We start from the raw sequence: 22,695 nt of genomic DNA on the forward strand, positions 1-22,695 counted from the left end.
GCTTCAAGTGAAACTGAGGCCGCCGGGAGATCCGGCGGCCTTTTTCGTGTCTGAATGTCTCATTCCGCCGGCATTCCTGAAGGAGGGCTTATGGCGGTCAGGGCATGGTCCAGTAGGTATTATAACGTGTAATGTGAATAAGTCCGTTTTGGCATCTGCTAACGAGTTCTTATGGTACGTATCCGAAGGGGGACTTATGGTAAATTATCTTGGAGAAAGTGGATTTGATCGGGTGCGTTTTGAAATGAATGCGCCTTTGGCTTACCGTTCTGGCTTGAGTGATGTATTACCCCTGCTCATTCAGATCGAACGAAAATCGACCCGTATGGTGCAAAGCTTGCCGGTGGATCGTCTCGGGCAAATTTGCAGCGCCTGTGCCGGGACCTTGGTGGCCTTTGTTTGGGATGAGCGTTATGACGACATGCTGCATGTTACCTTGACGGAGCATAAGATTCATGTGTCCCGGGACTTGGCCTGCGGTTTGAGGGATCTGATCTTTGCGTCGACCTTGATCCGGACCTACCGGGAATTCGGCGAGCCGGACCGGTACGACTTGCACTCGCTGATCGAAGAGACCTGGATGCGGATCATTGAGGAATTGCCTCAGGCCTTGTACTATTCCTCGGCCGCTCGTCGGTTGAGCGCGCGCCTCCCGATGGGCAAGCGGCCCCAGGTCGAGGACGAGATTCACCTGCAGGTGGCATGAGGTGGCATAGGCGATCGGTCGTTCAACGGAGTCAGGGCGGGACGCCCTGATGCGATGGCATTGAAATGGAGATTCAACTAGGGCGAGACGCCCTAGCTCCGTTGTGATGTCGCGCTTTGAGCAGGCTTTACCCAAAGCGCAGTGTTGTACGAACGGAGTCAGGGCGTCCCGCCCTGATGCGATGGCATTGAAATGGAGATTCAACTAAGGCGAGACGCCCTAGCTCCGTTGTGATGTCGCGCTTTGAGCAGGCTTTACCGAAAGCGCAGTGTTGTACGAACGGAGTCAGGGTAGCCAGTCACGCCGGTGCCTTTGGCAAAGGCGGATCCCGCCCTGATCGGATCGGTTATATTGTCGCTGTAAAGACCGGCTAGTTGAATCCAAGCGCGCATTGGAGTCACTGCGCGCTTGGATTCAAATTAAAAGCTCCTCCTCTTGTCAAGGGGAGGTGTCTGCGCTTGTCGCAGACGGAGGGGTCCGGGTACAGGGGAATGCCGTACTTACCCGCAAATCGACGATGAACCAGAATAGCACGGACTGAATGAGGCGAATTGAATATTTGGGCCTATCGAGGCTTTGGGCGGTAGTGGCTGCTTTAGCTGCCATATTACGTACTGCAGGTGCGTCGACTTGCTGGCGACTGAAGTCGCCACTACGGATCATTGCCTTAAGTCCGTGCCATTCACGATGAACCAAAAAAAGGGGACTGCCTAGAGTGTGAAGGCGGACAGCACCGACTCCAGTTCGCCGTTGTTGGGGGCGCCGCCCATGGCAAAAGTCGGCTTGCCGCCTCCCTTGCCGCCGAGCTTCCCTGTCAGCTCGCGGATGATATCGCCGGCTTTGTGCCCGGCGGCGACGGCCGCTTGGGAACTGCTGGCGCAGACGCTTACCTTGTCGCCGAATTCCGCGCCGAGTACGACGAGGCTGTTGCCGAGGTCGCCGCAGAGTTGGTTGGCCATCTCGCGGAGTTCGTTCGGTCCGGGGGCGTCGACCTTCGCGACCAGCAGTTTGAGTCCGCCGTCGATATCCTTGGCCGAGTCGAGTAAAGCCGCTGCGAGCTTGGATGCGTTGGCGGACTGGGCTTTCTTGAGCGCCTTGTCGGCATCCACGCAGGCTTGCTTGAGTTCGTCGCGGTGGTGGTACAGTTTCGCGGCCAGGGAGTTGATTTCGGCGATGTCGCCGCGCTGGGAGATGGCCGACATCAGGTAGTTCGGCATCTCGTGCACGACAATTGCTTCGGCGCCCAGCGCCTCGAGTTCCTGGTTGCTTGTATGGAGTTTTTCACGGCTGTGGCGGATCTCGTCGGACAGGGTGGTTGAGACTTCCTGGATGTATTGCCAGGCCGCTTCGCCGCAGACCGCTTCGATACGGCGTACCCCGGCGGCAATGGCCCCTTCGGACTTGATCTTGAACAGTCCGATATTAGAGGTGTCGCGTACGTGCGTACCCCCGCAAAGTTCCATGGAGTAGCCGTTCAGCGCCTTGGCCTCGCCGCCGATTTGTACGACACGGACCAAGTCACCGTACTTGTCGCCGAAGAACTGCATGATGTCTTTGCGCCCCTTGACTTCGGGGTAGGGGACTTCGGTCCAGGACACGGTTTCCCCTTTCTGGATGCAGGCATTGACCTTTTCTTCCATCGTGGCGATTTGCTCCGGTGTCAGCGCCTTGGAGTTGAAGTCGAAGCGGAGCCGTTCCGGGCTGACGCTGGAGCCCTGTTGGGTGGCGTCGGCAGAGACCACTTTATGAAGTGCCCAGTGCAGGAGGTGGGTGGCGGTGTGGTGTGCCTCAATTGGGGCACGTCTCACTCTGTCGATCGTGAGGACGATGGAATCTTGAACGTTAAACGTTGAACATGGAATGTTTTCAAAGACGTGAGCGGTGGCGTTGCCGATTTTCTGCACGCCGACGATACTGTAAGTGCTGCCGTTGATTTCGGCGCTGCCGGTATCGCCTTCCTGACCGCCCATTTCGGTGAAGAACACGGTTTTGTTGGTAATGACCAGGACTTGTTCGTCTTGCTGGTGGACTTCGAGGATCGTCGCATCACAGCTGTCGTTCTCGAATCCCAGGAATTCGGTGACGGCCTCCGTGCTCAGGTCCAGAGCGCGGACCACGGTTTTCTTCTGGGCGGCCCGGGCACGTTCGCGCTGTTCCTCCATGCAGGCTTCAACTGCAGCCTCATCCAGGCTCAGTCCACGCTCGCGGCAGAGCAGGGCGGTCAAGTCGACCGGGAAGCCGTAGGTGTCGTACAACTTGAACGCTTCTTCCGGCGGGAAGACGCCATCGGTGGTCGCAGTACTTTCAAACAGCTGCAGGCCCCGGTCCAGAGTTTTGTTGAAGCTGTCTTCCTCGGTCGCAAGCGTTTCCTTGATGACTGCGGAACGTGTTTTCAGCTCGGGGAAGACGGAGCCGAATTCCGCGACCAGGGTGTCGACGAGCTGCGGAAGGAAGGCGGTTTCGCCGCTAAAGCCAAGTGTGCGGCCGTATTTGACCGCGCGTCGCAGGATGCGGCGGAGCACATAATTGCGCCCGCTGTTTCCCGGGAGAATGCCGTCGGCGATCGAGAAGGAAAGCGTGCGGATATGGTCGGCGATTACGCGGAAGGCGATGGCCTCCTCCAGCGCATCCGTCTTTTCAACTCCTTTGCCGGGATAGATGTCGACGTAGGACTTGCCGCTCAGTTTCTCGACCGTGCGGAAGATCGGCTGGAAGACGTCGGTCGCGTAGTTGCTGGGCTTCTTGGAAAAGTCGGTAAAGCCCTTCGTGTTCTGAATCAGCGAGCAGGCGCGTTCAAAGCCCATCCCGGTATCGACGTGCTTGGCCGGGAGCTCGCGGAAGCTGCCGTCGGCTTCGGCATTGTACTGGATGAAGACGAGGTTCCAGATCTCGATGCAGAGATCGGAGTCCTGGTTGACCAGCTTTCCCTGAGTGTCGCCTTCCGGTGTGAGGTCGACGTGCAACTCGGAGCAGGGGCCGCAGGGACCGGTCTCGCCCATCATCCAGAAATTATCCTTCACGTTGCCGTTGACGATGTGGATCTTCGGGTCGAGCCCCTTGCTGGTGAAGAGCGCGGCCCAGTAATCGTAGGCTTCCTGGTCGAATTCCGAAGGGTCGCCTTCGCCGGGTGCATAGACGGTTGCGTAGAGGCGGTTGGCCGGTACCCCCCAGCGTTCGACCACCAGTTCCCAGCCCCATGCGATCGCCTCCTTCTTGAAGTAATCGCCGAAGGACCAGTTGCCCAGCATCTCGAAGAAGGTGTGGTGGTAAGTGTCCTGGCCTACGTCTTCGAGGTCGTTGTGCTTGCCGCCCGCGCGGATGCACTTCTGCGTATCCGCCGCCCGCGGCGGGCTGTACGGGGCCTTTTCCGTGCCGAGGAAGTAGGGCACGAACTGGTTCATTCCCGCATTGGTGAAGAGCAAGCCCGGCGACTGCGGCATGAGCGACGCGGACGGCACGATGCTGTGCTGCTTCTCTTTAAAGAAATCGAGGAAGGACTGGCGGATTTCGGCGGAGGTCATGGATTGAAATCTATTTTTGGAACCACGAATGGGCACGAATTGACACAAATAACTTTAGAGAACAATGCGTTCCCATACTAGTTTTGGACGTTTGAAGTTGAGGATGAGCCCGACTTTGAGTCCGGTTATCTTCAAGTAATTGAGCATTTGGGCACGTTCGATATTTGTAATCTGGTCAATGACCTTTGTATCAACGATCACTGCGTCGAATGCGATGAGGTCGGGAACATACTTCCCGACCTTCACATTCTTGTAAATGACATCGAACCGCTTTTGCTGGGTGTAGGGTATGTTTCGTTCCTGAAACTCCACCACCATCGAATTTTCGTATGGCTTTTCCAGCAGACCGCTGCCCAGACCGTTTAGAACCTCGAACGCCGAACCCACGATTGCATACGCCTCTTTTGCTAAAGGCCCATCAAATTCGTGTATATTCGTGTCCATTCGTGGTTCCTCTTACCGCTGTCCTACAGGTTTGCGAGGACGGCTTTGCCCATGGCTTGGGTGCCGATGGGGTCGAGGCCGAAGGCGATGTCACCGGTGCGGGTGCCGGAGGTCACGGCTTTCTCAACTGCGGCTTCGATGGCGGCGGCGGCTTCAAGCTCGCCGAAGCTGTAGCGGAGCATGAGCGCGCCGGACAGGATCTGGGCGCAGGGGTTGGCGATGCCCTGGCCGGCGATGTCCGGAGCGGTGCCGCCGGAGGGCTCGTAGAGGCCGAAGGGGAAGCCGAGACTGTTCTTCTGGGCGCCGAGGCTGGCAGAGGCCAGCATGCCGAGTGAACCGCAAATCACGCCCATCTCGTCGGAGAGGATGTCGCCGAACATGTTTTCGGTGAAGAGTACGTCGAACTGGTTCGGATCGCGGGCCAGCTGCATGGCGGCGTTGTCCACATACATGTGGCTCAACTCGATCTCCGGGGCGTTCTTCTTGAAATATTCGGTCACGACCTTGCGCCAGAGCACGGAGGTCTCGAGTACATTGGCCTTGTCGACCGAGCAAACGCGGTTGCCGCGGGCCTTGGCGGTGTCGATGGCGACCTGGGCGATGCGCTCGATCTCGCTGGTCTTGTAGACCATGGTGTCGATCGCCTGTTCCTCGCCATTGTCCAGCGTGGTGGTGGCCTTCGGCTGGCCGAAATAGATGCCGCCGGTCAGTTCGCGGATGCAGACGATGTCGATGCCGTTCGGAATGCGTTCCTTCTTCAGCGGGGATGCATCAGTCAGTTCCGGGTACAGGAGGCCGGGGCGCACGTTGGCGTAGAGGGAATAGGCCTTGCGGATGGGCAGCAGGGCGGCGCGCTCCGGCTGTTCCTTGGGAGGCAGGCTTTCCCATTTCGGGCCGCCCACGGAGCCGAAGAGGATCGCTTCCGCCTTGTCGCAGACCGCTTTGGTGCTGTCCGGGAAGGCCACACCATGGTTGTCGATGGCGATGCCGCCGATGTCCGCGCTTTCATAGTCGAGGGCAAAGCCGAATTTTTCGCCGGCGACCTTGAGCACGTCGAGGGCGACTTCCATGACTTCGGGCCCGATGCCGTCACCGGGGAGAACTGCGAATTTGAGCGTCTTCATATTACTTCTGCTTTCAGGGAAAAGCGGAGTAATTTGGACGCCTGTCGTCTCGCTTCAAGGTTTTTCGCTGTTGGTGGGCAGGTCCATTCCCGATGGAATGGCCGCATTCGAGGTTCATGGGAGGTGATGCGCCAATTTGACGCATGCCTGCGGGCCTCGCCGTGAATGGATGGCCCCTTTGGAAGAATCCCGGGGTAGCGGCCAGCCGGAGCTGCAAGGCTTCCTGTGATGCCCAGCTTTTCGGGTCCGCAGGCTTTACAATGAGGGCCTGGAGGCTAATCTCAGAATGGATTGGCAAATGGTTGATCCATGACTTTTTCGAGCTTAGCCTCGGATCCACTGAATCCAGAGACGACATGAGATTATTCAAGCTTCATTCTTCAGGCCAGGGCCTCATCTCAACGACGCATTGGATCGTTTTGCCGCTGCTCTGGCTGCCATGCCTGTTCATCGGGTGTGCCAGTGTGCCGGAGCGGGAGGGAGGCGAAGAAAGCTCTGTGTGGGACCGGCCGGAACAAACCGAACTGGGACGTCGTTTTGCAACGCCGGAAACGGCGACAGCCGGGACATCGGGTGTGTTTCTGCTGCCGGACTCACGCGATGCATTCCGGGTGCGGTATGCTGCCGCGGCAAAAGCGGAAAAAACGATCGATCTTCAGTATTATCTGTGGAAGGGGGATGCGACTGGAAACCTCCTTCTGGACCGGGTGCTGAAGAAAGCGGACGAGGGGGTCCGGGTACGTATTCTGATAGACGACATCTACCATAGTGGCCGGGACCAGGTTTACGCGAGCCTTGCGCAGCATCCGAAGGTCGAGGTCCGGGTGTTCAACCCGATCGGGAACCGGGGGATATTCAGGAATCTGGGGTTTGCACTGCACAGCGGGCGGTACAATTATCGCATGCATAATAAAATTTTCCTGGTGGATGGCGCACTGGCTGTCATGGGGGGGCGCAATATCGGAGACGATTATTTCGGCGTCGATCCGGAGCTGAATTTCCATGACCTTGATGTGCTCGCGGTGGGGCCGGCCGCGCAGGAAGCCGGGCAGGCATTTGACCTTTTCTGGAATGCGCCGGCGGCAGTGCCGATCGAGGCGATCGTTCCTGCTTCGAAGGTGGCCCAATCGCATGAGGAACTGAGACGCGTGGTTTACAGTGCCTTGGAACGCTACATCGATGAGGTGCCCTATCGGATACCGGTCGACCATGAGGCGGTGAATGCGGGAATCGAGTGGATCTACAGTCGCTTGAGCTGGGCCCCGGTGCGGGTCGTGGTTGACGCACCCGACCGCTTTGATTCTCGGGGCGAATCGGCGATTTTCAATTTGATGAAGGAATTGAGCCCGACCATCGATTCGGAGCTCTATTTACAGACGGCCTACCTACTGCCGGAAGCTGAAACGATTGCCGCAATGGGACGGCTTGTGAAGCGTGGGGTCGATGTCAATGTGATGACAAACTCGCTGCTCTCGAATAACCACCTGGCGGTACATGCCCACTATCGGAAGGTCCGGAAAAAACTCCTTCGCGCGGGCGTTGATCTCTACGAGCTGAAGGCAAACGATGCACTGACCCGGTATTACAGGAATACGGATCAGCATGTGGCATCATCGCATTCCGGGCTGCACACCAAGGCATTTGTGATGGATCACGACACCTCTGTGATTGGTTCCTACAACATGGATCCGCGTTCCCGGGTCTGGAACTCGGAGATTGCGCTGGTCATTGAGGATGAAAAAACGGGCCTGGCCATGAAGCGCATTATGTCGGAGGCGATGCAGCTGGAGAACGCGTATGAATTGCATGTGGATGCTTCCGGTCAACTGACATGGACGACCGAGGACTCCGTGGGCGCGTCCGAGGTCTTTACACGCGAGCCGGGTGCTTCCTTGGGGCAGCGTTTTCTCAGCCGTATCATCGGGTGGATACCGGTTCGCGGTCAACTGTAGGCCGCACCGGGCCGGTGGAACGGGGAGCCGGGGTTCGGCGATACCAGCTGCTGCAGAGCAGGCCGGCGTTCGATTGCCGATGCTGCTTCGGGATGAAGCCGCAGTCGGCCAGTGCGGGAATGATTTCCGGTAATTCAGTTGCCGGGACGTGGGCAACGCGTCGCCAAAAAGTATAGAGCCCGAAGAGCCAGATCCTTGCCCGCAGGGCGCGCCATGTTTGATTCGGTATGTGAAAGTCGCTGATCAACCAGTCGGATTGCGGAGTCGCGCAGCGGGCGAGCTGTTGGATCATTGAGGTGGTTGCATCCTGACGGAAATTGTCGAAAAAGAAATGGCTCACGATCAACTCATAGTGCTTCTCCGGCAAACTGCATGTACTGAGGGGGCGGTGGATGAAGGTCACTGCCGTTTGCGGAAGCTGCCGTTTCTCGAGTCGCCGCCGGCACACCTCGATCATCTCTGCGCTTTCTTCGATCACGGTGACCTTGCAGTGTGGGTAGGTTTCCAGAAAGGGAATGAGGAAGGCACCATAACCTTCCCCGACAAGCAGGGCCGTTCCGGGTGCTTCGATTTGACCCAGGTAGGTGCAGCGCGCTTTTTGCAGGCTCTGTCCATAGCTCATGCGTTCGAGCCATTGGTAGTACTTCGCTGCACGGGAATAGCGCATGGCCGGACAAAAGCAGCAAAGTGCAGTCTTCGCAAGTTCGCTGGGCTCCATGGGCGGGAGCCGGTTCGCTTTAGCTCTTTTGCAGGAGAGCTACGTTCGAGCTGTGAAAGTGCGGACGTTCAAAGCCGTAATTGTCCGCGATCCACTCAAAGCAGGCGTCCGTGTAGAAGCAGACGTGGGTATGATCGAGACGGTAGGACCAGTTTTCAAAACGGGTCTCCGGGGTGAGCCGGCTTGTCATGAGCGCGAGCCAGGCACCGGGGCGGAGCAGGGCCGCCAGTTGCCGGAATTCCTCTTTCGGTTGATGGAAGTGCTCGGCGGTCTCGCTGCAGGTGATGAAGTCGTACTGTTGTCCGAATACGGATTTGTCCGGATGGAAGGCCGGATCATAGTGACGGCAGGCATAGCCGTCTTCCTTCGCCATCAAGTGCAGGGTGGGGCCGGGCCCCGATCCGTAGTCGAGGCCTGCTGCACCCGGAGCCAGATGCTCTCGAAGGGGGAGCCAGACTTGCTCCAGAAAACGACGGTAAGTCGGATCCGAGGGGGAATTCTGATGCTGCCGATAATGGGCGAACGCATCCTTCCGGGACAAACGGTCCGCCGGGTCCAGCCAGACCAGCCCGCAGCTCGGACAGTGGTGGTAGCTGCGGCCGTCCTGGGGGGCGGCATAAAAAAAAGTTCCCTGAGCTCCGCATAAGGTGCAGGCAAGGCGCGTACGGAGATGTTGCTTGGACACGGCTGGAGTATTTGGATCCCGGTTTCGCTTAGGCAGATGAATGCCTAGCGCTTGCCAAGGTGCAGGCTCAAGCGCAAAGTCTTACTTCAAACCATGCGTATCCTGCTGATTGAAGACTATGAACCCTTGCGCCGGTCGGTTGTCGAGCTGCTGGAGTCCCATGACTATGCGGTCGATGCCTCGGCCAGTGGGGACGAAGGGCTCTGGTATGCGAGCAACCACGACTATGACGTCATCGTGCTCGATCTCATGCTCCCCAAGGTGGACGGTCTATCGATCTTGCGTCGGTTGCGCCAGGCGGGCTCCGGTGTGCCCATCATTGTGATCAGTGCCCGTGATTCCGTCGATCACCGGATTGAAGGACTGGACGCCGGAGCGGACGATTATCTGGTCAAGCCCTTCGCCTTAAAGGAATTATTAGCCCGGGTCCGTGCACAGACGAGGAAAGCGTACGAGAAAAAGGCCGCACTGGTCGAAGTTGGCGACCTCAGTATCGATCTGACCGCGAAGCGTGTGACACGTCATGGCAGTGAGATTCAGCTGACATCGCGTGAATACAGTTTGCTGGAATACCTGGCCTACCGGGCCGGGGAAGTGGTATCCAGGCAGGAAATTTGGGATCATGTGTATAACTACTATGAAGATGCTTCCAGTAACGCGGTGGATGTCTATGTCGGGTACCTGCGTAAGAAGCTGGCATCGGACGATGGCGGGACCTACATTCAGACACGTCGCGGACAAGGCTATCTACTCGAATACGTACAAGCATGAAATCGCGTTCCATCCGTACTCGCCTGGTTGTCGGTATCGGCGTCATTGTCTCGCTGATTCTGATTTCGGGCGCCTTCGTGATCTACCATACGGTCAAGGCGTCTCTGTACGAAGAGGTGGATAAGGCCTTGGCTGGGACGCTGGCACTGCAGTCGCTGGAATTGGAGATCATCGGCGATGAAATTGTCAATGAGTGGCTGACGGATATCGAACAGGACCCGCAGCGTCGTTTATCCGATTATATTCAGGTCTGGGATGAGAAGAGCGGGCAAGTGTTGCGTTCGCCTGCCTTGGAGGGGCATGATTTGCCCAAATTGTCGGGGCCGCTCAATGTGCGGCGGTTTGCGAGCTGTGAACTGCCCGATGGCAAGCGTGCCCGGGCAGTGGGAGTGAGGATGTATCCCAAAGTCGAAGAAGATACGATGAGCGCCGTCATCCGGGCGGAAGACTATCCACATGTCATGGTCATCGCACAGGAGACCGAAGATATCGACGCGCGTATCTCCGGACTCTTCCAGGTCTTGCTGCAGGGCCTACTGCTTGTCGGGCTGTTTTGTTTACTGGTGATTCATCTGATCATACGTGCTTCGCTTCGGCCGATTCACGAGTTGGAGCTGGAGATCTCCCGCGTGGACGCGAGTCGCACCATGAACGACCTGGTGGTTCCGGCGGGTATTCCGGTTGAGCTTCAGGGGCTGACCCAGAAATACCGGGAGCTTCTTGGGCGGATCAACCGGGTACGTGGGCGTGAACGCGAGTTTTCGGCCAATGCGGCTCATGAGTTGCGCACGCCGATCGCCGGTATCATGGCGGTTTTGGAACAGACGCTTTCGAGTGACCGGAAGGATTCGGAGTACCGTGAACGGATCGCGGAGGCCTTGGAAATCAGTGTTTCCATGCAGACTCTGGTCAATCGGCTGACGCGGTTTGCCCGGCTGCGCAACGGGATCGACCACATCGAGCTGACTACGATGGACCTACATACGATGATCGATGCCAGATTGTCTTTGCTGGATCGGCGCCTCAAGGAGCGTGGCTTGCAGCTTCACCGCCAGCTTGATGCCAGCCAGCCCTTGATCCGGACCGATGAGACGCTTGTGGAAATTTTAGTGGGTAATTTGATCGGCAATGCAGTGAGCCACGCGGATGTGAACAGCCAAGTCAGCCTCGCGACTGAAGATACCGAAACCGGCTGCCGTTTCACGCTCTCAAACTTTGCCGCTAAGTTGAAGCAGGAAGATATGGAGCGGATTTTCGAACCGTTCTACCGTGTGGATCGGGCACGCACATTGGGGGATGGGCATTCGGGACTCGGGCTGGCCATGTGCCGTGAAATAGCGTCAACGCTGGATCTGGAGTTTCAGGCGGAATTGGACTCAGTGGGGCATTTATTCCGGATTACGGTGATTTTTCCGGAAAAATAGGGATTTCTCATCATTCTATCATATGCCTTTGGCTATGATGCGCAGCCTAAGATTCCGAGCTTCGTACAGGAGCAGGGATGATTTGAATGATGGAAGGCGCAAAGGAAGATCGATTATCCGCTGAGCATTGGTTTACCTCCAGGCAGCGGAAGGGACTGTGGTGCTTATTCGCGGCCTTGGTCGTACTTCGGCTACTCATGGTATATCTGGTGCCGTTTACGGATACCACGGAAGCACGCTATGCCGAGATTGCGCGGAAGATGGTCGAGACGAACGACTGGATTACGCCGCAGTTCGACTACGGTGTGCCTTTCTGGGGCAAGCCGCCGCTGCATACCTGGTTGTCGGCTGCAGGGATGAAGCTCTTTGGGGTGGGGCATTTTGGCGCCCGCATCTTCATCTTCCTGACCGGGCTCGGTATGATGGCGCTCCTGTATCCTTGGGTGCAGGCAAAGAAGGGGCGCGATTATGCGCTTGGCGGGCTGCTGGTTCTTGCAAGCTCCGCATTGTTCTTTATCGCCTGGGCGACTGTCATGACCGATCTGGTCATGATTGCGGGCACCAGCCTCAGTATGATCGGTTTTTATTCGGCGCTTACGGATCCCGGCAAGCGGCGTGACGGCTACCTCTTCTTTATTGGTTTGGCGATCGGCATGCTGGCGAAGGGGCCCGTTGCTGTGGTGCTGACTGCGCTGCCACTTGTGGCATGGGTTGGCTTGCAGAATCGCTGGCTGGATCTGATGAAACGGCTGCCCTGGATTTCCGGAAGCCTGCTGGCTGCCCTTATCTGTGTACCCTGGTATGTCGCGGCGGAACTCAAGACTCCCGGCTTTCTCGAATACTTTTTTATCGGCGAGCACTGGCATCGCTTCCTTGATAGTGGTTGGAAGGGCGATCTTTATGGCAACGCGCATGCCCGGATGCGGGGCATGATCTGGCTGTTCTGGCTCCTGTCCTTTCTCCCATGGAGTTTTGTCTTTGTCCTACCTCTGGTACGGGGGAAGCGTGCTTTGCGTGGGGTGCTTCGCGAGGCGGACGGGTGGACACTCTATTTGCTCTGTTGGGCGCTTTCGCCTATGGTCTTTTTCACCCTGGCGACGAATATATTGCCAACCTATGTCTTGAGCGGCATTCCCGCCGCCGCTTACTTGTTGATTGAGCTTTGGCAGCGCAGCCGGGCGTCGGAGAGGGCAGTTCCCTCGTCGACAGTCATTCATGCCTTCGCCCTGACTGCCGGATCGACAACCCTGGTCTTTGCCTCGGTCTTCATCGCGCTATTGATGCTTGGAGCCGGGGCCTCAAAGAAGTCGCAGAAATATTTGGTGGAGCGGGTGGCATCTATTCGGGAGCCGGACTCCGGCGAGTTGTTCTACTGGAAGAAACGCTACTACTCGGCGGAATTCTACACCGCAGGGCGTGTGCGTACGATCGAAAGCGGAGAGCGCCTGGAAGACCTCCTGCAGAATGGAACGCGTGACTTTTTGTCGGTCCGTCAAAGTAAGCTCAAACAGCTCCCGGAAGGCTTTATTGAGCATTTCGATTACGAAGGAACTTTTGGGAAAGATGATCTATACTATGAAAAGAGAATACCAAGCCAATCGAAGCAAGTTGCCCGGTTCGAGTAACATCGCCCGGACACATGTGATCCACTTCCCCGGAGGCGAATCCGCACGCGTGCATTTACCGGTGAGGCAGGCGGTGGGTGGTGAAGGGGTGACGACGGACGAAGACTTTCTTGCCAGACAGTTTTATCGGACGATTCCTGAAATCTCTTGTGTCGTGCCGGCTTATAACGAGGCGGGCAATATCGCTCTAGTCATTCGGCGGATTGCGACCCAAATGACCAAATTAAGACGCGACTTTGAAATCATCGTTGTGGATGACGGCAGTGCCGACAGCACTGTAGAAGAAGCCAGGTCACTGATCGGGTCTTATCCACTCAGGGTGCTGTGTCTGTCTCGTAACTTTGGTAAGGAAAATGCCATTACCGCCGGCCTTAAAGCAGCCACGGGCGCGGCCTGTATCATCGTGGATGCAGACATGCAGGAACCCATTTCATATTTCCAAACCTTCATTGAGCATTGGGACGAGGGCTGCGAGATGGTCTACGGTGTCCGTGCCGATCGGGACGATGAGTCCTTTCTCAAGCGGAAAGCTTCGAACCTGTTCTATTGGATCATGGATAAGACGACATCGGTTCCCATTCCGGCACACTCGCGTGACTTCCGCTTGATGGACCGAAAGGTGGTCAATGCGATCCTATCGCTTCCGGAGCGAAACCGCTTCATGAAGGGGCTCTACAGTTGGGTCGGCTTCAAGACCAAGGAGATCCCCGTGCTGATCGAGGCGCGCAACAGCGGTTCCTCGAAGTTCAACTTCAGGCGTTTGTTTGACCTGGCGGTGACCGGCCTGACTGCATTTTCCGACTGGCCCCTTCGTGTGTGGACCTCGGTTGGGATGGTGATCTCCAGTATCTCGATCTGCTATGCCTGGTTGATCGCGCTACGTACTTTGTTGTTCGGTTCGGATGTACCGGGGTGGGCGACCCTGACTGTGGCTATCTGCTTCCTTGGCGGTGTGCAGATTCTTTCTATCGGGGTGCTCGGCGAATACATGAGCCGGATCTTTTCAGAGGTCAAAGCACGACCCGGGCATATCGTGTCGGAAGAGTTTTGTTACCAGCAGGAGATGCCCCGGTCGTGATCCGTTTTGTTTGGCAATGCTTTAAGTTTGCCTGCGTCGGGTCCGCGGCAAGCCTGGTCCATGCCTTGTGTGCCTTGCTCCTTCTGAAGCTTGGGCAAGCTCCCTTGCTCGCCAATGCAGGAGCCTTCGTCGTGGCCTTCTTTGTTAGCTACCTCGGGCATGACCGTTGGAGCTTCCGCGGAAACGGCGTGCCGGGGCGGGTCACGATCCAGCGTTTCCTGATCGTATCGCTGAGCGGTCTCTGCTTGAGCGAAGGTATGGTTTATTTGCTGACTGAATCCGTCGGCATCAGGCCGGAATGGGCGGTCCTTTCCGCGATTGTTCTGGTCGCTGCCTATTCCTTCGTGCTCAGCCGTACCTGGGTCTTTTGGGGACGCCCCGTCTCTTCCGCTCCCTGACCGTGCCTTGTGGTTCATGCGATTTTCACCCTCTACCAATATGACGACTACCAATCCACATTTGCTCAAATTATCGCTCGCGCAGAAGCGCTTTCTCTGGCTTGGGCTTGGGCTGTTATTTCTTATACGGCTGTTAATGGTCATCCAAGTGCCCTTCGCCGACTCGACGGAGTCCCGCTATGCGGAGATCGCACGTAAGATGGTGGAGACCAATGACTGGATTACTCCGCAATTCGATTACGGTGTTCCATTCTGGGGCAAGCCGCCTCTGCATACGTGGGTCGCCGCCGCAGGCATGAAGCTCTTCGGGGTAAACCAATTCGGGGGGCGGATCTTTATTTTCCTCAGTGCCTGCGCCATGTTGTACCTCTTGTTCCGGTGGGTGGAGGCCTTGCGGGGACGGGATTATGCCTTGGTTGGCACGGTGGTGGTTTTCAGTTCCGGCATCTTCTTTTCATCCATGGCGATGGTGATGACGGATCTGGTGATGGTTGCCGGTACGACTCTGGCAATGGTTGCCTTTTGGAAGGCCATTGAGGGCGAGACGCAGTCACACTGGGCCGGCTACGGATTCTTTCTGGGCTTGGCGATCGGTCTACTCGCGAAAGGGCCGATCGCGGTGGTGCTTGCGGGCCTGCCGATTGGCGCATGGGTACTCCTCTCCGGTCGCTGGCGCGACGCCTGGTCGCGTCTTCCCTGGTTGAGCGGCGGACTGTTGGCTCTGCTCATCACTGTGCCCTGGTATGTGGCGGCGGAGATCAAGACCCCCGGCTTCCTGCAATACTTCTTTGTTGGGGAACACTTTTACCGATATACGAAACCGGGTTGGACGGGAGATCTTTATGGTGACGGTCACCACCGGGCTTTCGGCACGATCTGGGTTTACTGGGTGTCGGGGGTGCTGCCCTGGAGTCTGTTTTTCATCTGGCCCTTAATCCATTTCCGCAAGCTGCTCTCGGTGCTACGCCGCGAGGAGGGCACGTGGCTGTTGTACCTGCTCTGTTGGACCGTGGCGCCGCTGTTGTTTTTTACTTTCGCCAGCAATGTCATCCGCACCTACGTGCTCACCGGGGTGCCGGCGGCCGGCTTCCTGATCATGGAGATGTGGCGGTTTACCGGTACGCTCAAGACCAAGCCGTCGCCCATGCTTTCCATGCTCTTCCAGTTCGCCCTTTGCGTGGCGCTTCTACTCTATGGATGGAATTATTACGTGTATACTTACCTGCCGGATTTGGCCCCCCGCGGCACCCAGAAGTGGCTGGTCGCTAAAATGAATAGCCTTCAGGATGCGCAGGACGGTGACTTGTATATCTACGGGGAACGTAGTTATTCGGCTGAATTCTACACCGGGGGGCACTCGCATGTTCTTGGCCGGAACCAAGGCTTATGGCCCCTGATGTCCGATGGGACCCGAGATTTCGTAGCGATCCGAAAGGGGCGGTTTGAGACCCTTCCGGAGGAGGTGCGTGAGGCCTTCGAGTATGAAGACAGCTTTCGCCGCTATGAGCTTTACCGGGAAAAAGAACCGGTGGAAGTGCCTGCCGAGACCGGTGCGCGTCAGTTGGGGGCTGGGCGGTCTCTGGCAGAATCCGGTCCCCGGGCATAAAAAATCTGCCCGGGCCGAAGCACACGGGCAGATTGTGTGAGAATGCTTTTTAAGCCTTAGTCGGCTCAGCCCTTGTAGATGCGGAGCAGGGCGTCCGCCATCTCGGAGGGGTTGCGTGCGATGGAGACGCCGGCGTCTTCCATGGCGGCAAACTTCGCTTCAGCTGTACCGGCTCCGCTGGCGGAGACGATCGCACCGGCGTGGCCCATGGTACGGCCCTTCGGAGCGGAAGCACCGGCGATGAAACCGGCGACCGGCTTCTTCACGTGCTCCTTGATATAGGCACAGGCTTCTTCTTCGGCGCTACCACCGATTTCACCGATCATGATGATGGCGTCGGTGTCCGGGTCTTCGTTGAACATACGGACAGCGTCGGTTTGGGAAGTGCCGTTGATCGGGTCACCACCGATGCCGATAACGGTCGACTGGCCATGCCCACGCTGGGTCAATTGCCAGACGGCTTCGTAGGTCAGGGTGCCGGAACGGGAAACCACACCGACACGACCCGGCTTGTGGATGTAGCCGGGCATGATGCCGATCTTGCATTCACCCGGAGTGATGATACCCGGGCAGTTCGGACCGATGAGGCGGGTCTTCGTGTTGTGGAAGTAGAGACGGCGGCGGATCTCAGCCATGTCGCGGACCGGCACACCTTCGGTGATGCAGATCACGAGCGGAATTTGGGCTTCGATGGCTTCGAGGATGGAGTCACCTGCGAAGGCCGGCGGCACATAGATCACGGAAACATTGGCGCCGTGTTCCTTGACCGCTTCAGCGACCGTATTGCAAACCGGAACCTTGTTTTCCCAGAGTTGACCGCCCTTGCCGGGAGTCACACCTGCGACGACATTGGTGCCGTAATCGATACATTGCTGCGTGTGGAAGGTGCCGGTCTTACCGGTGATGCCTTGAACGACGAGGCGAGTGTCTTTGTTTACCAGAATACTCATTGGAATTTCCTTATTTTAAAGATGAACCTCAGCCCTTCTGCTCGCTGACTTGCTTGGTGATGATCTCGGCAGCGTGGACCAGGCTGTCGGCCGGAGTCAGAGCAACGCCGCTTTCCTTGAGGATTTGCTTACCGGCTTCCACGTTGGTGCCTTCGAGGCGGACGACGAGCGGAACCTTGATGTCCACGTTCTTGGCCGCTGCGACGATGCCGCGGGCGATCACGTCGCACTTCATGATACCACCGAAGATGTTGACGAGGATCCCTTCGACGTTCGGGTCGGACAGGATGATCTTGAAGGCAGCGGTGACCTGGTCTTCATTGGCGCCGCCACCGACGTCGAGGAAGTTGGCCGGTTCGCCGCCGAGGCTCTTGATGATGTCCATCGTGGCCATGGCCAGACCGGCGCCGTTCACCAGGCAGGCGATGTTGCCGTCCAGGGCGATGTAGCTGAGGTTGTGCTTGGAAGCTTCGACTTCCTTCGGATCTTCTTCGTTCAGGTCGCGGAGCTGTTGGATGTCCGGGTGCTGGAAGATGGAGTTGCCGTCGAAGGAGATCTTCGCGTCGAGCGCGATGATGTCGCCGGTCGGTGTGGTGATCAGCGGGTTGATTTCAACCAGCATCGCGTTCTTCTCCCAGTAAAGCTTGTAGAGCCCGGTCAGGATACGAGCGAACTGCTTGACCTGGTCGCCTTCGAAGCCGAGTTCGAAAGCCACGCGGCGGCAGTGGTGGTGGCGCAGACCCATGGTCGGGGAGATCGGCACACGGACGATCTTTTCCGGAGTCTTTTCCGCGACGTCCTCGATGTCCATCCCGCCTTCAGTGGAGGCGATGATGACCGACTGGGCGGTTTCGCGGTCGAGCACGATCGCGAGATAATACTCGTGGGCAATCTCACAGGCCTCTGTGAAATACAGAGTCTGTACCTTGCGGCCGTTCGGGCCGGTTTGCTTGGTGACGAGCGTGTTGCCCAACATGTGGCCGGCTGCTTCAAGAGCGGCATCGCGGCCGTCTACGACCTTAACGCCTCCCTTATAGCCGTCAACGAAGGTGCCTTTACCTCGTCCTCCAGCGTGAATTTGAGCCTTCACAACGATCTTTTCGTCGTCGCTTAGGTGAGAGATAGCGGTTTCGACTTCTCGGGAGGTCTGTGCGGCATATCCCCGTGGGACGGGAACGCCGAAGTCCTTGAGAAGACGCTTGGCCTGATACTCGTGGATATTCATATGACGTCGCTTTGTGTTAATGACACGAAAGTTCCGTGCATGCCAATGAGGCGGGTAAAGTGCAACTTCTTTCGCCTTGTTTTCGCAAAAGAAAAGGGGAAGTCCTCATTTTATCACCTGTGATAATGCCCCGTATCAAGCCACTTGCTGTCTGCTGTCTAGATCTGTGACATTGGGTTCTTGTGGCATGTAATCTGTTTAGCGCGCGCGTACTGCGTTTGCGGGTTGCGCTCTGCGTCTGGAGCCTTTCCTTCAGATTATGCAAATTATCCCATCCAGCATGTTGCCGGAGCGCGACCCGAAGGCACTGCGAGAATTCCTCAGCGGCTGCCGTGAGACCGCCCGTAAGAAGGGGCATTTCCAGATCGCAAGTATTACGCTGGATGTGAAGCACATCGCACCGCTCGCGGTACTACAGTCCATCTATGAGCCGGAGGAGCTTCATTTCTATGTGGAGCGGGCCAGTGAAGACGAAGCCTTGGCCGGGGCGGAGGCGGTCGTTTCGGCGAGCTTCTCTGGAGCGGATCGTTTCGCGCAGGCCAAGGCCTTTGCCCGCGAGATCCTGGAGAACACCATCGCGGTGGGCGACCTGGAGGTCCCGCTGGCCGGCCCGCATTTCTTCACCGCTTTTACCTTTGATGATGCGGTACCCGAAGGCAGTATTTTTCCTCCGGCGACAATTTTCCTGCCCCGTTGGCAGGTCTCCAAGGCGAAAGGCCACTATGGAGCGGTGGCCAACCTTCGCATTGACCCCGATTCGGACCTGGACCAGCTCGTGGCCCGGGTATGGGGGGCCTACCAGAAATTCACCGCCTTTGACTACCCGGATCATGCGCCGGTCCGCGCGACCAGTCCGGGGACTTGTACGCGCCGTGAGTTGAATGCGGGGCATTATCCGCAGGCGGTGGCGCAGGCACTCGAGGCGATCGGTCGGGGCGAGTACGAAAAGATCGTGCTGGCCCGTGGGATCGAGTTGGAGCGCGAAGAAGACTGGCAGCCGCTGGACGCCCTCAATCGTCTCCGGGAGCGCTTCAGTGGGTGTTATGCTTTTTCCTTTGGTGCGGGGGGCGGCCGCAGCTTCATCGGTGCAACGCCCGAGCGCCTCTTGCGCATCGAGAACGGCAAACTAATGACGGTGGCCTTGGCCGGTTCGGCGCCGCGCGGGACGGAGGCCGCCGAGGACGCGCGTTATGCCCGTGATCTGCTCACCAGCGAAAAGGACCTGCATGAGCATGCCTGTGTCCGCGACTCTATTTTGCGCCGTCTCGAGAAGGTGGGGATTCACGCCCGGGCGGACCAATTTCCGCGCTTGCTGTCTCTTGCCAATGTGCAGCATTTGCGCACCCGGATTGAAGCCGAAGTCGGGGAGGGGGTTCACTTGCTCGATGTGGCCGCCGAACTGCATCCCACGCCGGCCGTTGGAGGTTCGCCGCGCGAACAGGCGGTGCCGCAAATCAAAGAACTGGAAGCCATGGATCGCGGTCTCTACGCCGGGGTGGTCGGCTGGTTCAACCACCTGAACGACGGGGAGATGATTGTCGGGATTCGTTCCGCCCTCATCGAAGGCCGCATCGCCCGGCTTATGGCCGGTGCCGGAATTGTCGAAGGCTCCGAGCCGGACAAGGAAATGCGCGAAACCGAAATCAAGCTCAAGGCCCTGCTCGATGTGCTGACGGGGGGCTGAGCGGAGATATCAAAAGAGTTTCTTTACTCAATTCGCGCGACCGGAAGCTTCTGACGAAGGACCCTTGTATGAGGGCTTGTTCGAGACATCGGTGAGTCTGCCTGCTATGAAAGGATGAAGGCGTGCGAGTCCGGAGCGGTCAGAGGTGCGCCGCGTCGCTGGTCCATGGTTTGACGGACCGTAGCGCCGCTCATCTTCTCCAGAGATTGCCCGCTGGTGCTTGCCAGGCCGACAGCAGTTCCGGCGGCTTCGCCGAGTGACATACAGACAGGCATGACGCGAAAGCTTCCTGCGGCTTCATGATCGGCGCTGATGCAGCGTCCGGCTGCGATAAGGCGGTCCTCGCCTCTGATGGTTAAGCAACGATAGGGTATGCCGTAGTGGATGCCTGTGTGCACATCAATTTGTGTTTCGATGCCCTTGGGTGCATGGATATCGATGGGGTAGGAACATTCGACGATACTGTCTGCCGGGTAGCGGCCGTGGATGACATCGTCCGAGCTGAGTGTGTAATTGCCAACTATGCGACGCGTCTCGCGCACACCGATTTGCGGGCCTGTGGACAGTAGGTGTGAGTGTTCAAAGCCCGGGATGTATTTTCGGAAGAAGGCTGCCAGCTCGTGTGCCTGGCGTCGACCTTCGGTTTCGGCTTTGCTTAATTGCTCCGGATCGCAGCCCAACAATCCTTGGATGCGCGTTCCGTTAATAAAAACATGTGAGGGGTCTTTGGGGGAACTCCACCACATGGCGATACTATCCTTGGGGATCGACCATTCGCCTGCTTCGCGGGCTTCTGCAATTTGCGTCGACCAGCCGCTTGTTTCGCAGACATGTCCATTTGCTCCAATCGTGTATCCGGAATCAGAGTACATGACGGGATCAAAGCCCGATAACTGGACGATCATACTCATGGGTTGAGCCATGTCCTTGTCGCCGTTTTTGCCGTAGGAAACAGGAGTGCCTGCTTTGGCGCAGACGTCCGCGTCACCGGTGGCGTCGATCAGATATCTGGTTTGAATGAGTATCTCTCCACCCTTTCCGAGCATGCGGACCCGGAAGCCATTGTCGGTTCGAGTTATGTGGTCGAAGGCGCAATGATAGAGGATACGAGTTCCCACTTCTGCGAGGGAGGCTTCCATTGCGACCTTGAGTTCTTCCACATCGAGAAAATCGACATGCGGGTCCCCGGCTCGGTAGGCGGCTCCGGATTGATGCAATCTTCGAATCAGGCGTCGGTAGACGCCGTCCGAAAGATCAGTATTCCCGTTTTGGTGATAGTTGATGAAAGAGCTTAGACTGGCCGCAGCGCCCATGCCGCCGAGAAATCCATAGCGTTCGGCAATGATGGTTTTGACGCCCATCTCTGATGCAGCCCACGCGGCTCCATAGCCTGCCGGGCCGCCACCGATCACAAGGCATTCGGTTTGAATAGTCATATCTAACGACGATGATCACCGTCGGATTTGACTAGAAGTTTAAACACCGCTGGGTGAGCAGTCGGGTTTTATAGATGAAACGCGATGGGGAGATCGAGCGGGTCTTTGATGCGTGGTGAGATGATTAAGGAGATGTCTTCGGCCAGTTTAAGCAGGGTCGATTGCATCTGATCGCGATCCTCGGTGATCCATGCATCATAGGGGAGCAAGAGTGCCAGAGCATAACGTGCAGGGCGTCCGGGTTCGTAAACAGGCGCCGCCATGGCGCAATGCAGGCTGTTTTCACGCTCGCTCACAAACACACCTTTGTCGCTGCATCGTTTCAACTCAGCGACGAAGTGTTCCGGGCTGACATTGGTCCAGCGGGTTTCCGGTGCTGCTTCGGGCGGGGGGGCGTAGTCAGCCCAGTATTTTGACTCCAATTGGGCGACGAGTGCCTTCCCGCATGCGGTGGCATAAGCCGGACCGCTTGTGCCCAGAACGGCCGTATCGCCGAATGGACCTGACGCGGCGACCACACAGGAACGTGTCCCCATCAGCATGGACAGGTAGACACTGTGGCCCACTTCCTGAGCGGCATCCCGTAGGAAAAGGGTGGCGCGCTTGGTGGGCTGAAAATGGCTGGTCAGGTGTTGAATAAATGAAAAGAGCTGGGCGGTGACCGCGTACTGTTTACTGGTGGTATGCTGCTGGACATAGCCCATCGTCTGAAGCGATTTGATCAGTCGATACACGCTCGCCTTGGGCAGGCCTGTCTTGTCCGCCAGTTGGCGGATGCCTTGGGCAGTGCCGGCTTCGATTAATGCATTTAGGACTTTGAAGCCCTGGAGTAAGGCGGGGCTTCCTGGTGATTTGATGTCACTGTCCTGTGTCTCTTGAGGCATCGCTGAATATACAAGATCATGTTCTGTTTATACTTAATATTCCAGCAAAATGATCGATTGGATATGTGTCTGTGTGCTCGGTATGAGTCTTTACGTCACTACCGCAATGGCGTGCGGGACGAACGACCCTATTGAATAAATAGATGCCGACATCGGAAAATTCAGGATATGAAGGATCGATTGGGAGTCCTGATTCTGAAATCACCGATATCAACTGAGTCGGTCTGCGATCGGGTAGCGGCGGTCGTCCCGACCGCCATGCGATGAATTCTGTTAGAGCACCTGTTCCCTGGATTCAACGCGGGTTGAGAGATTGGGGCGGCTGGGGACCGCCGCCCTCCCATGGATATCAAGACCGGGAGGGTTGAGCGCCGTCTCACCTGCCGTGGTTAATAAACCATATGCCTTGCTGCCGCGTAAAAGAGCCCCTTTCCCGCGGGCGTTTCACACGTGAAACCCAAAGC

At 57.4% G+C, this 22,695-nt stretch carries 18 protein-coding genes; 9 read left to right on the plus strand and 9 right to left on the minus strand.

From position 1 onward, the window contains the following. The first annotated feature begins 196 nt into the window (after nt 1-196). Nucleotides 197-706 (plus strand): hypothetical protein, encoded by a 510-nt coding sequence (locus tag O2597_RS16805; protein WP_269526669.1) that lies wholly within the window; start codon nt 197-199, stop codon nt 704-706. A 710-nt stretch (nt 707-1,416) separates the two neighbouring features. On the opposite strand, the gene alaS is transcribed toward O2597_RS16805, so the two are convergent. Genes alaS through leuB form a run of 3 tightly spaced genes read right to left on the minus strand, consistent with a single transcriptional unit; the run spans nt 1,417 to nt 5,795 of the window. After that, nucleotides 1,417-4,227, minus strand: a complete 2,811-nt coding sequence (gene alaS, locus O2597_RS16810) for an alanine--tRNA ligase (RefSeq protein ID WP_269526670.1) — start codon at nt 4,225-4,227, stop codon at nt 1,417-1,419. A 54-nt stretch (nt 4,228-4,281) separates the two neighbouring features. After that, complete coding sequence (locus O2597_RS16815; protein ID WP_269526672.1) at nt 4,282-4,671, minus strand: GxxExxY protein; 390 nt, start codon at nt 4,669-4,671, stop codon at nt 4,282-4,284. A 23-nt stretch (nt 4,672-4,694) separates the two neighbouring features. Next, nucleotides 4,695-5,795 carry a 3-isopropylmalate dehydrogenase gene (gene leuB / locus O2597_RS16820; protein WP_269526674.1) on the minus strand — a complete coding sequence of 367 codons (1,101 nt, stop codon included), beginning with the start codon at nt 5,793-5,795 and terminating at the stop codon, nt 4,695-4,697. Between the two features lie 356 nt (nt 5,796-6,151). Between leuB and O2597_RS16825 the strand changes: the two genes are divergently transcribed. Then, nucleotides 6,152-7,747, plus strand: a complete 1,596-nt coding sequence (locus tag O2597_RS16825; RefSeq protein WP_269526675.1) for a phospholipase D family protein — start codon at nt 6,152-6,154, stop codon at nt 7,745-7,747. Here O2597_RS16825 and O2597_RS16830 read toward each other — a convergent pair. Together O2597_RS16830 and O2597_RS16835 are read right to left on the minus strand one after the other, a co-directional pair. Continuing rightward, complete coding sequence (locus O2597_RS16830; protein WP_269526677.1) at nt 7,713-8,414, minus strand: class I SAM-dependent methyltransferase; 702 nt, start codon at nt 8,412-8,414, stop codon at nt 7,713-7,715. The two genes, O2597_RS16825 and O2597_RS16830, sit on opposite strands and share 35 nt — an antisense overlap. A 70-nt stretch (nt 8,415-8,484) precedes the next feature. Beyond that, nucleotides 8,485-9,150, minus strand: a complete 666-nt coding sequence (locus O2597_RS16835) for a class I SAM-dependent methyltransferase (protein ID WP_269526678.1) — start codon at nt 9,148-9,150, stop codon at nt 8,485-8,487. Nucleotides 9,151-9,243: 93 nt separating this feature from the next. Between O2597_RS16835 and O2597_RS16840 the strand changes: the two genes are divergently transcribed. The 6 genes from O2597_RS16840 to O2597_RS16865 all read left to right on the plus strand — a co-directional run bounded on the left by O2597_RS16840 (nt 9,244) and on the right by O2597_RS16865 (nt 16,052). Then, the gene (locus O2597_RS16840; protein WP_269526679.1) at nt 9,244-9,921 is read left to right on the plus strand and encodes a response regulator transcription factor; all 678 of its coding nucleotides are present in this window, start codon (nt 9,244-9,246) and stop codon (nt 9,919-9,921) included. After that, nucleotides 9,918-11,345 carry a sensor histidine kinase gene (locus O2597_RS16845; protein ID WP_269526681.1) on the plus strand — a complete coding sequence of 476 codons (1,428 nt, stop codon included), beginning with the start codon at nt 9,918-9,920 and terminating at the stop codon, nt 11,343-11,345. Before O2597_RS16840 ends, O2597_RS16845 begins: the two co-directional genes overlap by 4 nt. Before the next feature lie 86 nt (nt 11,346-11,431). Beyond that, entirely contained in the window at nt 11,432-12,970 is a 1,539-nt protein-coding gene (locus tag O2597_RS16850) for an ArnT family glycosyltransferase (protein ID WP_269526683.1), read from the plus strand. After that, nucleotides 12,921-14,048, plus strand: coding sequence for a glycosyltransferase family 2 protein (locus O2597_RS16855; protein WP_269526685.1), 1,128 nt, complete (start codon nt 12,921-12,923; stop codon nt 14,046-14,048). Before O2597_RS16850 ends, O2597_RS16855 begins: the two co-directional genes overlap by 50 nt. Continuing rightward, nucleotides 14,018-14,446 (plus strand): GtrA family protein, encoded by a 429-nt coding sequence (locus O2597_RS16860; protein WP_269526687.1) that lies wholly within the window; start codon nt 14,018-14,020, stop codon nt 14,444-14,446. Before O2597_RS16855 ends, O2597_RS16860 begins: the two co-directional genes overlap by 31 nt. Before the next feature lie 40 nt (nt 14,447-14,486). Continuing rightward, nucleotides 14,487-16,052, plus strand: a complete 1,566-nt coding sequence (locus O2597_RS16865; RefSeq protein ID WP_269526689.1) for an ArnT family glycosyltransferase — start codon at nt 14,487-14,489, stop codon at nt 16,050-16,052. Between the two features lie 65 nt (nt 16,053-16,117). Here O2597_RS16865 and sucD read toward each other — a convergent pair whose 3' ends face one another. After that, nucleotides 16,118-17,002, minus strand: coding sequence for a succinate--CoA ligase subunit alpha (gene sucD / locus O2597_RS16870; protein ID WP_269526691.1), 885 nt, complete (start codon nt 17,000-17,002; stop codon nt 16,118-16,120). 28 nt (nt 17,003-17,030) lie between these two features. Continuing rightward, nucleotides 17,031-18,227, minus strand: coding sequence for an ADP-forming succinate--CoA ligase subunit beta (gene sucC, locus O2597_RS16875; RefSeq protein ID WP_269526693.1), 1,197 nt, complete (start codon nt 18,225-18,227; stop codon nt 17,031-17,033). Between the two features lie 259 nt (nt 18,228-18,486). Between sucC and O2597_RS16880 the strand changes: the two genes are divergently transcribed. Then, nucleotides 18,487-19,911 (plus strand): isochorismate synthase, encoded by a 1,425-nt coding sequence (locus O2597_RS16880; RefSeq protein WP_269526695.1) that lies wholly within the window; start codon nt 18,487-18,489, stop codon nt 19,909-19,911. 104 nt (nt 19,912-20,015) lie between these two features. Here O2597_RS16880 and O2597_RS16885 read toward each other — a convergent pair whose 3' ends face one another. Both O2597_RS16885 and O2597_RS16890 read right to left on the minus strand, forming a co-directional pair. Further along, nucleotides 20,016-21,347 (minus strand): FAD-dependent oxidoreductase, encoded by a 1,332-nt coding sequence (locus O2597_RS16885; protein ID WP_269526697.1) that lies wholly within the window; start codon nt 21,345-21,347, stop codon nt 20,016-20,018. A 68-nt stretch (nt 21,348-21,415) separates the two neighbouring features. Continuing rightward, on the minus strand, nt 21,416-22,231 hold the full coding sequence (locus O2597_RS16890; protein WP_269526699.1) for an IclR family transcriptional regulator: 816 nt from the start codon (nt 22,229-22,231) through the stop codon (nt 21,416-21,418). Nucleotides 22,232-22,695 lie beyond the last annotated feature (464 nt).

Source organism: Coraliomargarita parva (assembly GCF_027257905.1).
Lineage (GTDB): Bacteria > Verrucomicrobiota > Verrucomicrobiia > Opitutales > Coraliomargaritaceae > Coraliomargarita_A > Coraliomargarita_A parva.

Excerpts from the sequence above, each read along its gene's own strand:
- sucC (WP_269526693.1), bottom strand. The coding sequence starts at position 18,227 with ATGAATATCCACGAGTATCAGGCCAAGCGTCTTCTCAAGGACTTCGGC.
- O2597_RS16880 (WP_269526695.1), top strand. The coding sequence starts at position 18,487 with ATGCAAATTATCCCATCCAGCATGTTGCCGGAGCGCGACCCGAAGGCA.
- O2597_RS16840 (WP_269526679.1), top strand. The coding sequence starts at position 9,244 with ATGCGTATCCTGCTGATTGAAGACTATGAACCCTTGCGCCGGTCGGTT.
- O2597_RS16815 (WP_269526672.1), bottom strand. The coding sequence starts at position 4,671 with ATGGACACGAATATACACGAATTTGATGGGCCTTTAGCAAAAGAGGCG.
- O2597_RS16830 (WP_269526677.1), bottom strand. The coding sequence starts at position 8,414 with ATGCGCTATTCCCGTGCAGCGAAGTACTACCAATGGCTCGAACGCATG.
- O2597_RS16805 (WP_269526669.1), top strand. The coding sequence starts at position 197 with ATGGTAAATTATCTTGGAGAAAGTGGATTTGATCGGGTGCGTTTTGAA.
- O2597_RS16850 (WP_269526683.1), top strand. The coding sequence starts at position 11,432 with ATGATGGAAGGCGCAAAGGAAGATCGATTATCCGCTGAGCATTGGTTT.
- O2597_RS16885 (WP_269526697.1), bottom strand. The coding sequence starts at position 21,347 with ATGACTATTCAAACCGAATGCCTTGTGATCGGTGGCGGCCCGGCAGGC.
- sucD (WP_269526691.1), bottom strand. The coding sequence starts at position 17,002 with ATGAGTATTCTGGTAAACAAAGACACTCGCCTCGTCGTTCAAGGCATC.
- leuB (WP_269526674.1), bottom strand. The coding sequence starts at position 5,795 with ATGAAGACGCTCAAATTCGCAGTTCTCCCCGGTGACGGCATCGGGCCC.
- O2597_RS16855 (WP_269526685.1), top strand. The coding sequence starts at position 12,921 with ATGAAAAGAGAATACCAAGCCAATCGAAGCAAGTTGCCCGGTTCGAGT.
- O2597_RS16825 (WP_269526675.1), top strand. The coding sequence starts at position 6,152 with ATGAGATTATTCAAGCTTCATTCTTCAGGCCAGGGCCTCATCTCAACG.
- O2597_RS16865 (WP_269526689.1), top strand. The coding sequence starts at position 14,487 with ATGACGACTACCAATCCACATTTGCTCAAATTATCGCTCGCGCAGAAG.
- O2597_RS16890 (WP_269526699.1), bottom strand. The coding sequence starts at position 22,231 with ATGCCTCAAGAGACACAGGACAGTGACATCAAATCACCAGGAAGCCCC.
- alaS (WP_269526670.1), bottom strand. The coding sequence starts at position 4,227 with ATGACCTCCGCCGAAATCCGCCAGTCCTTCCTCGATTTCTTTAAAGAG.
- O2597_RS16845 (WP_269526681.1), top strand. The coding sequence starts at position 9,918 with ATGAAATCGCGTTCCATCCGTACTCGCCTGGTTGTCGGTATCGGCGTC.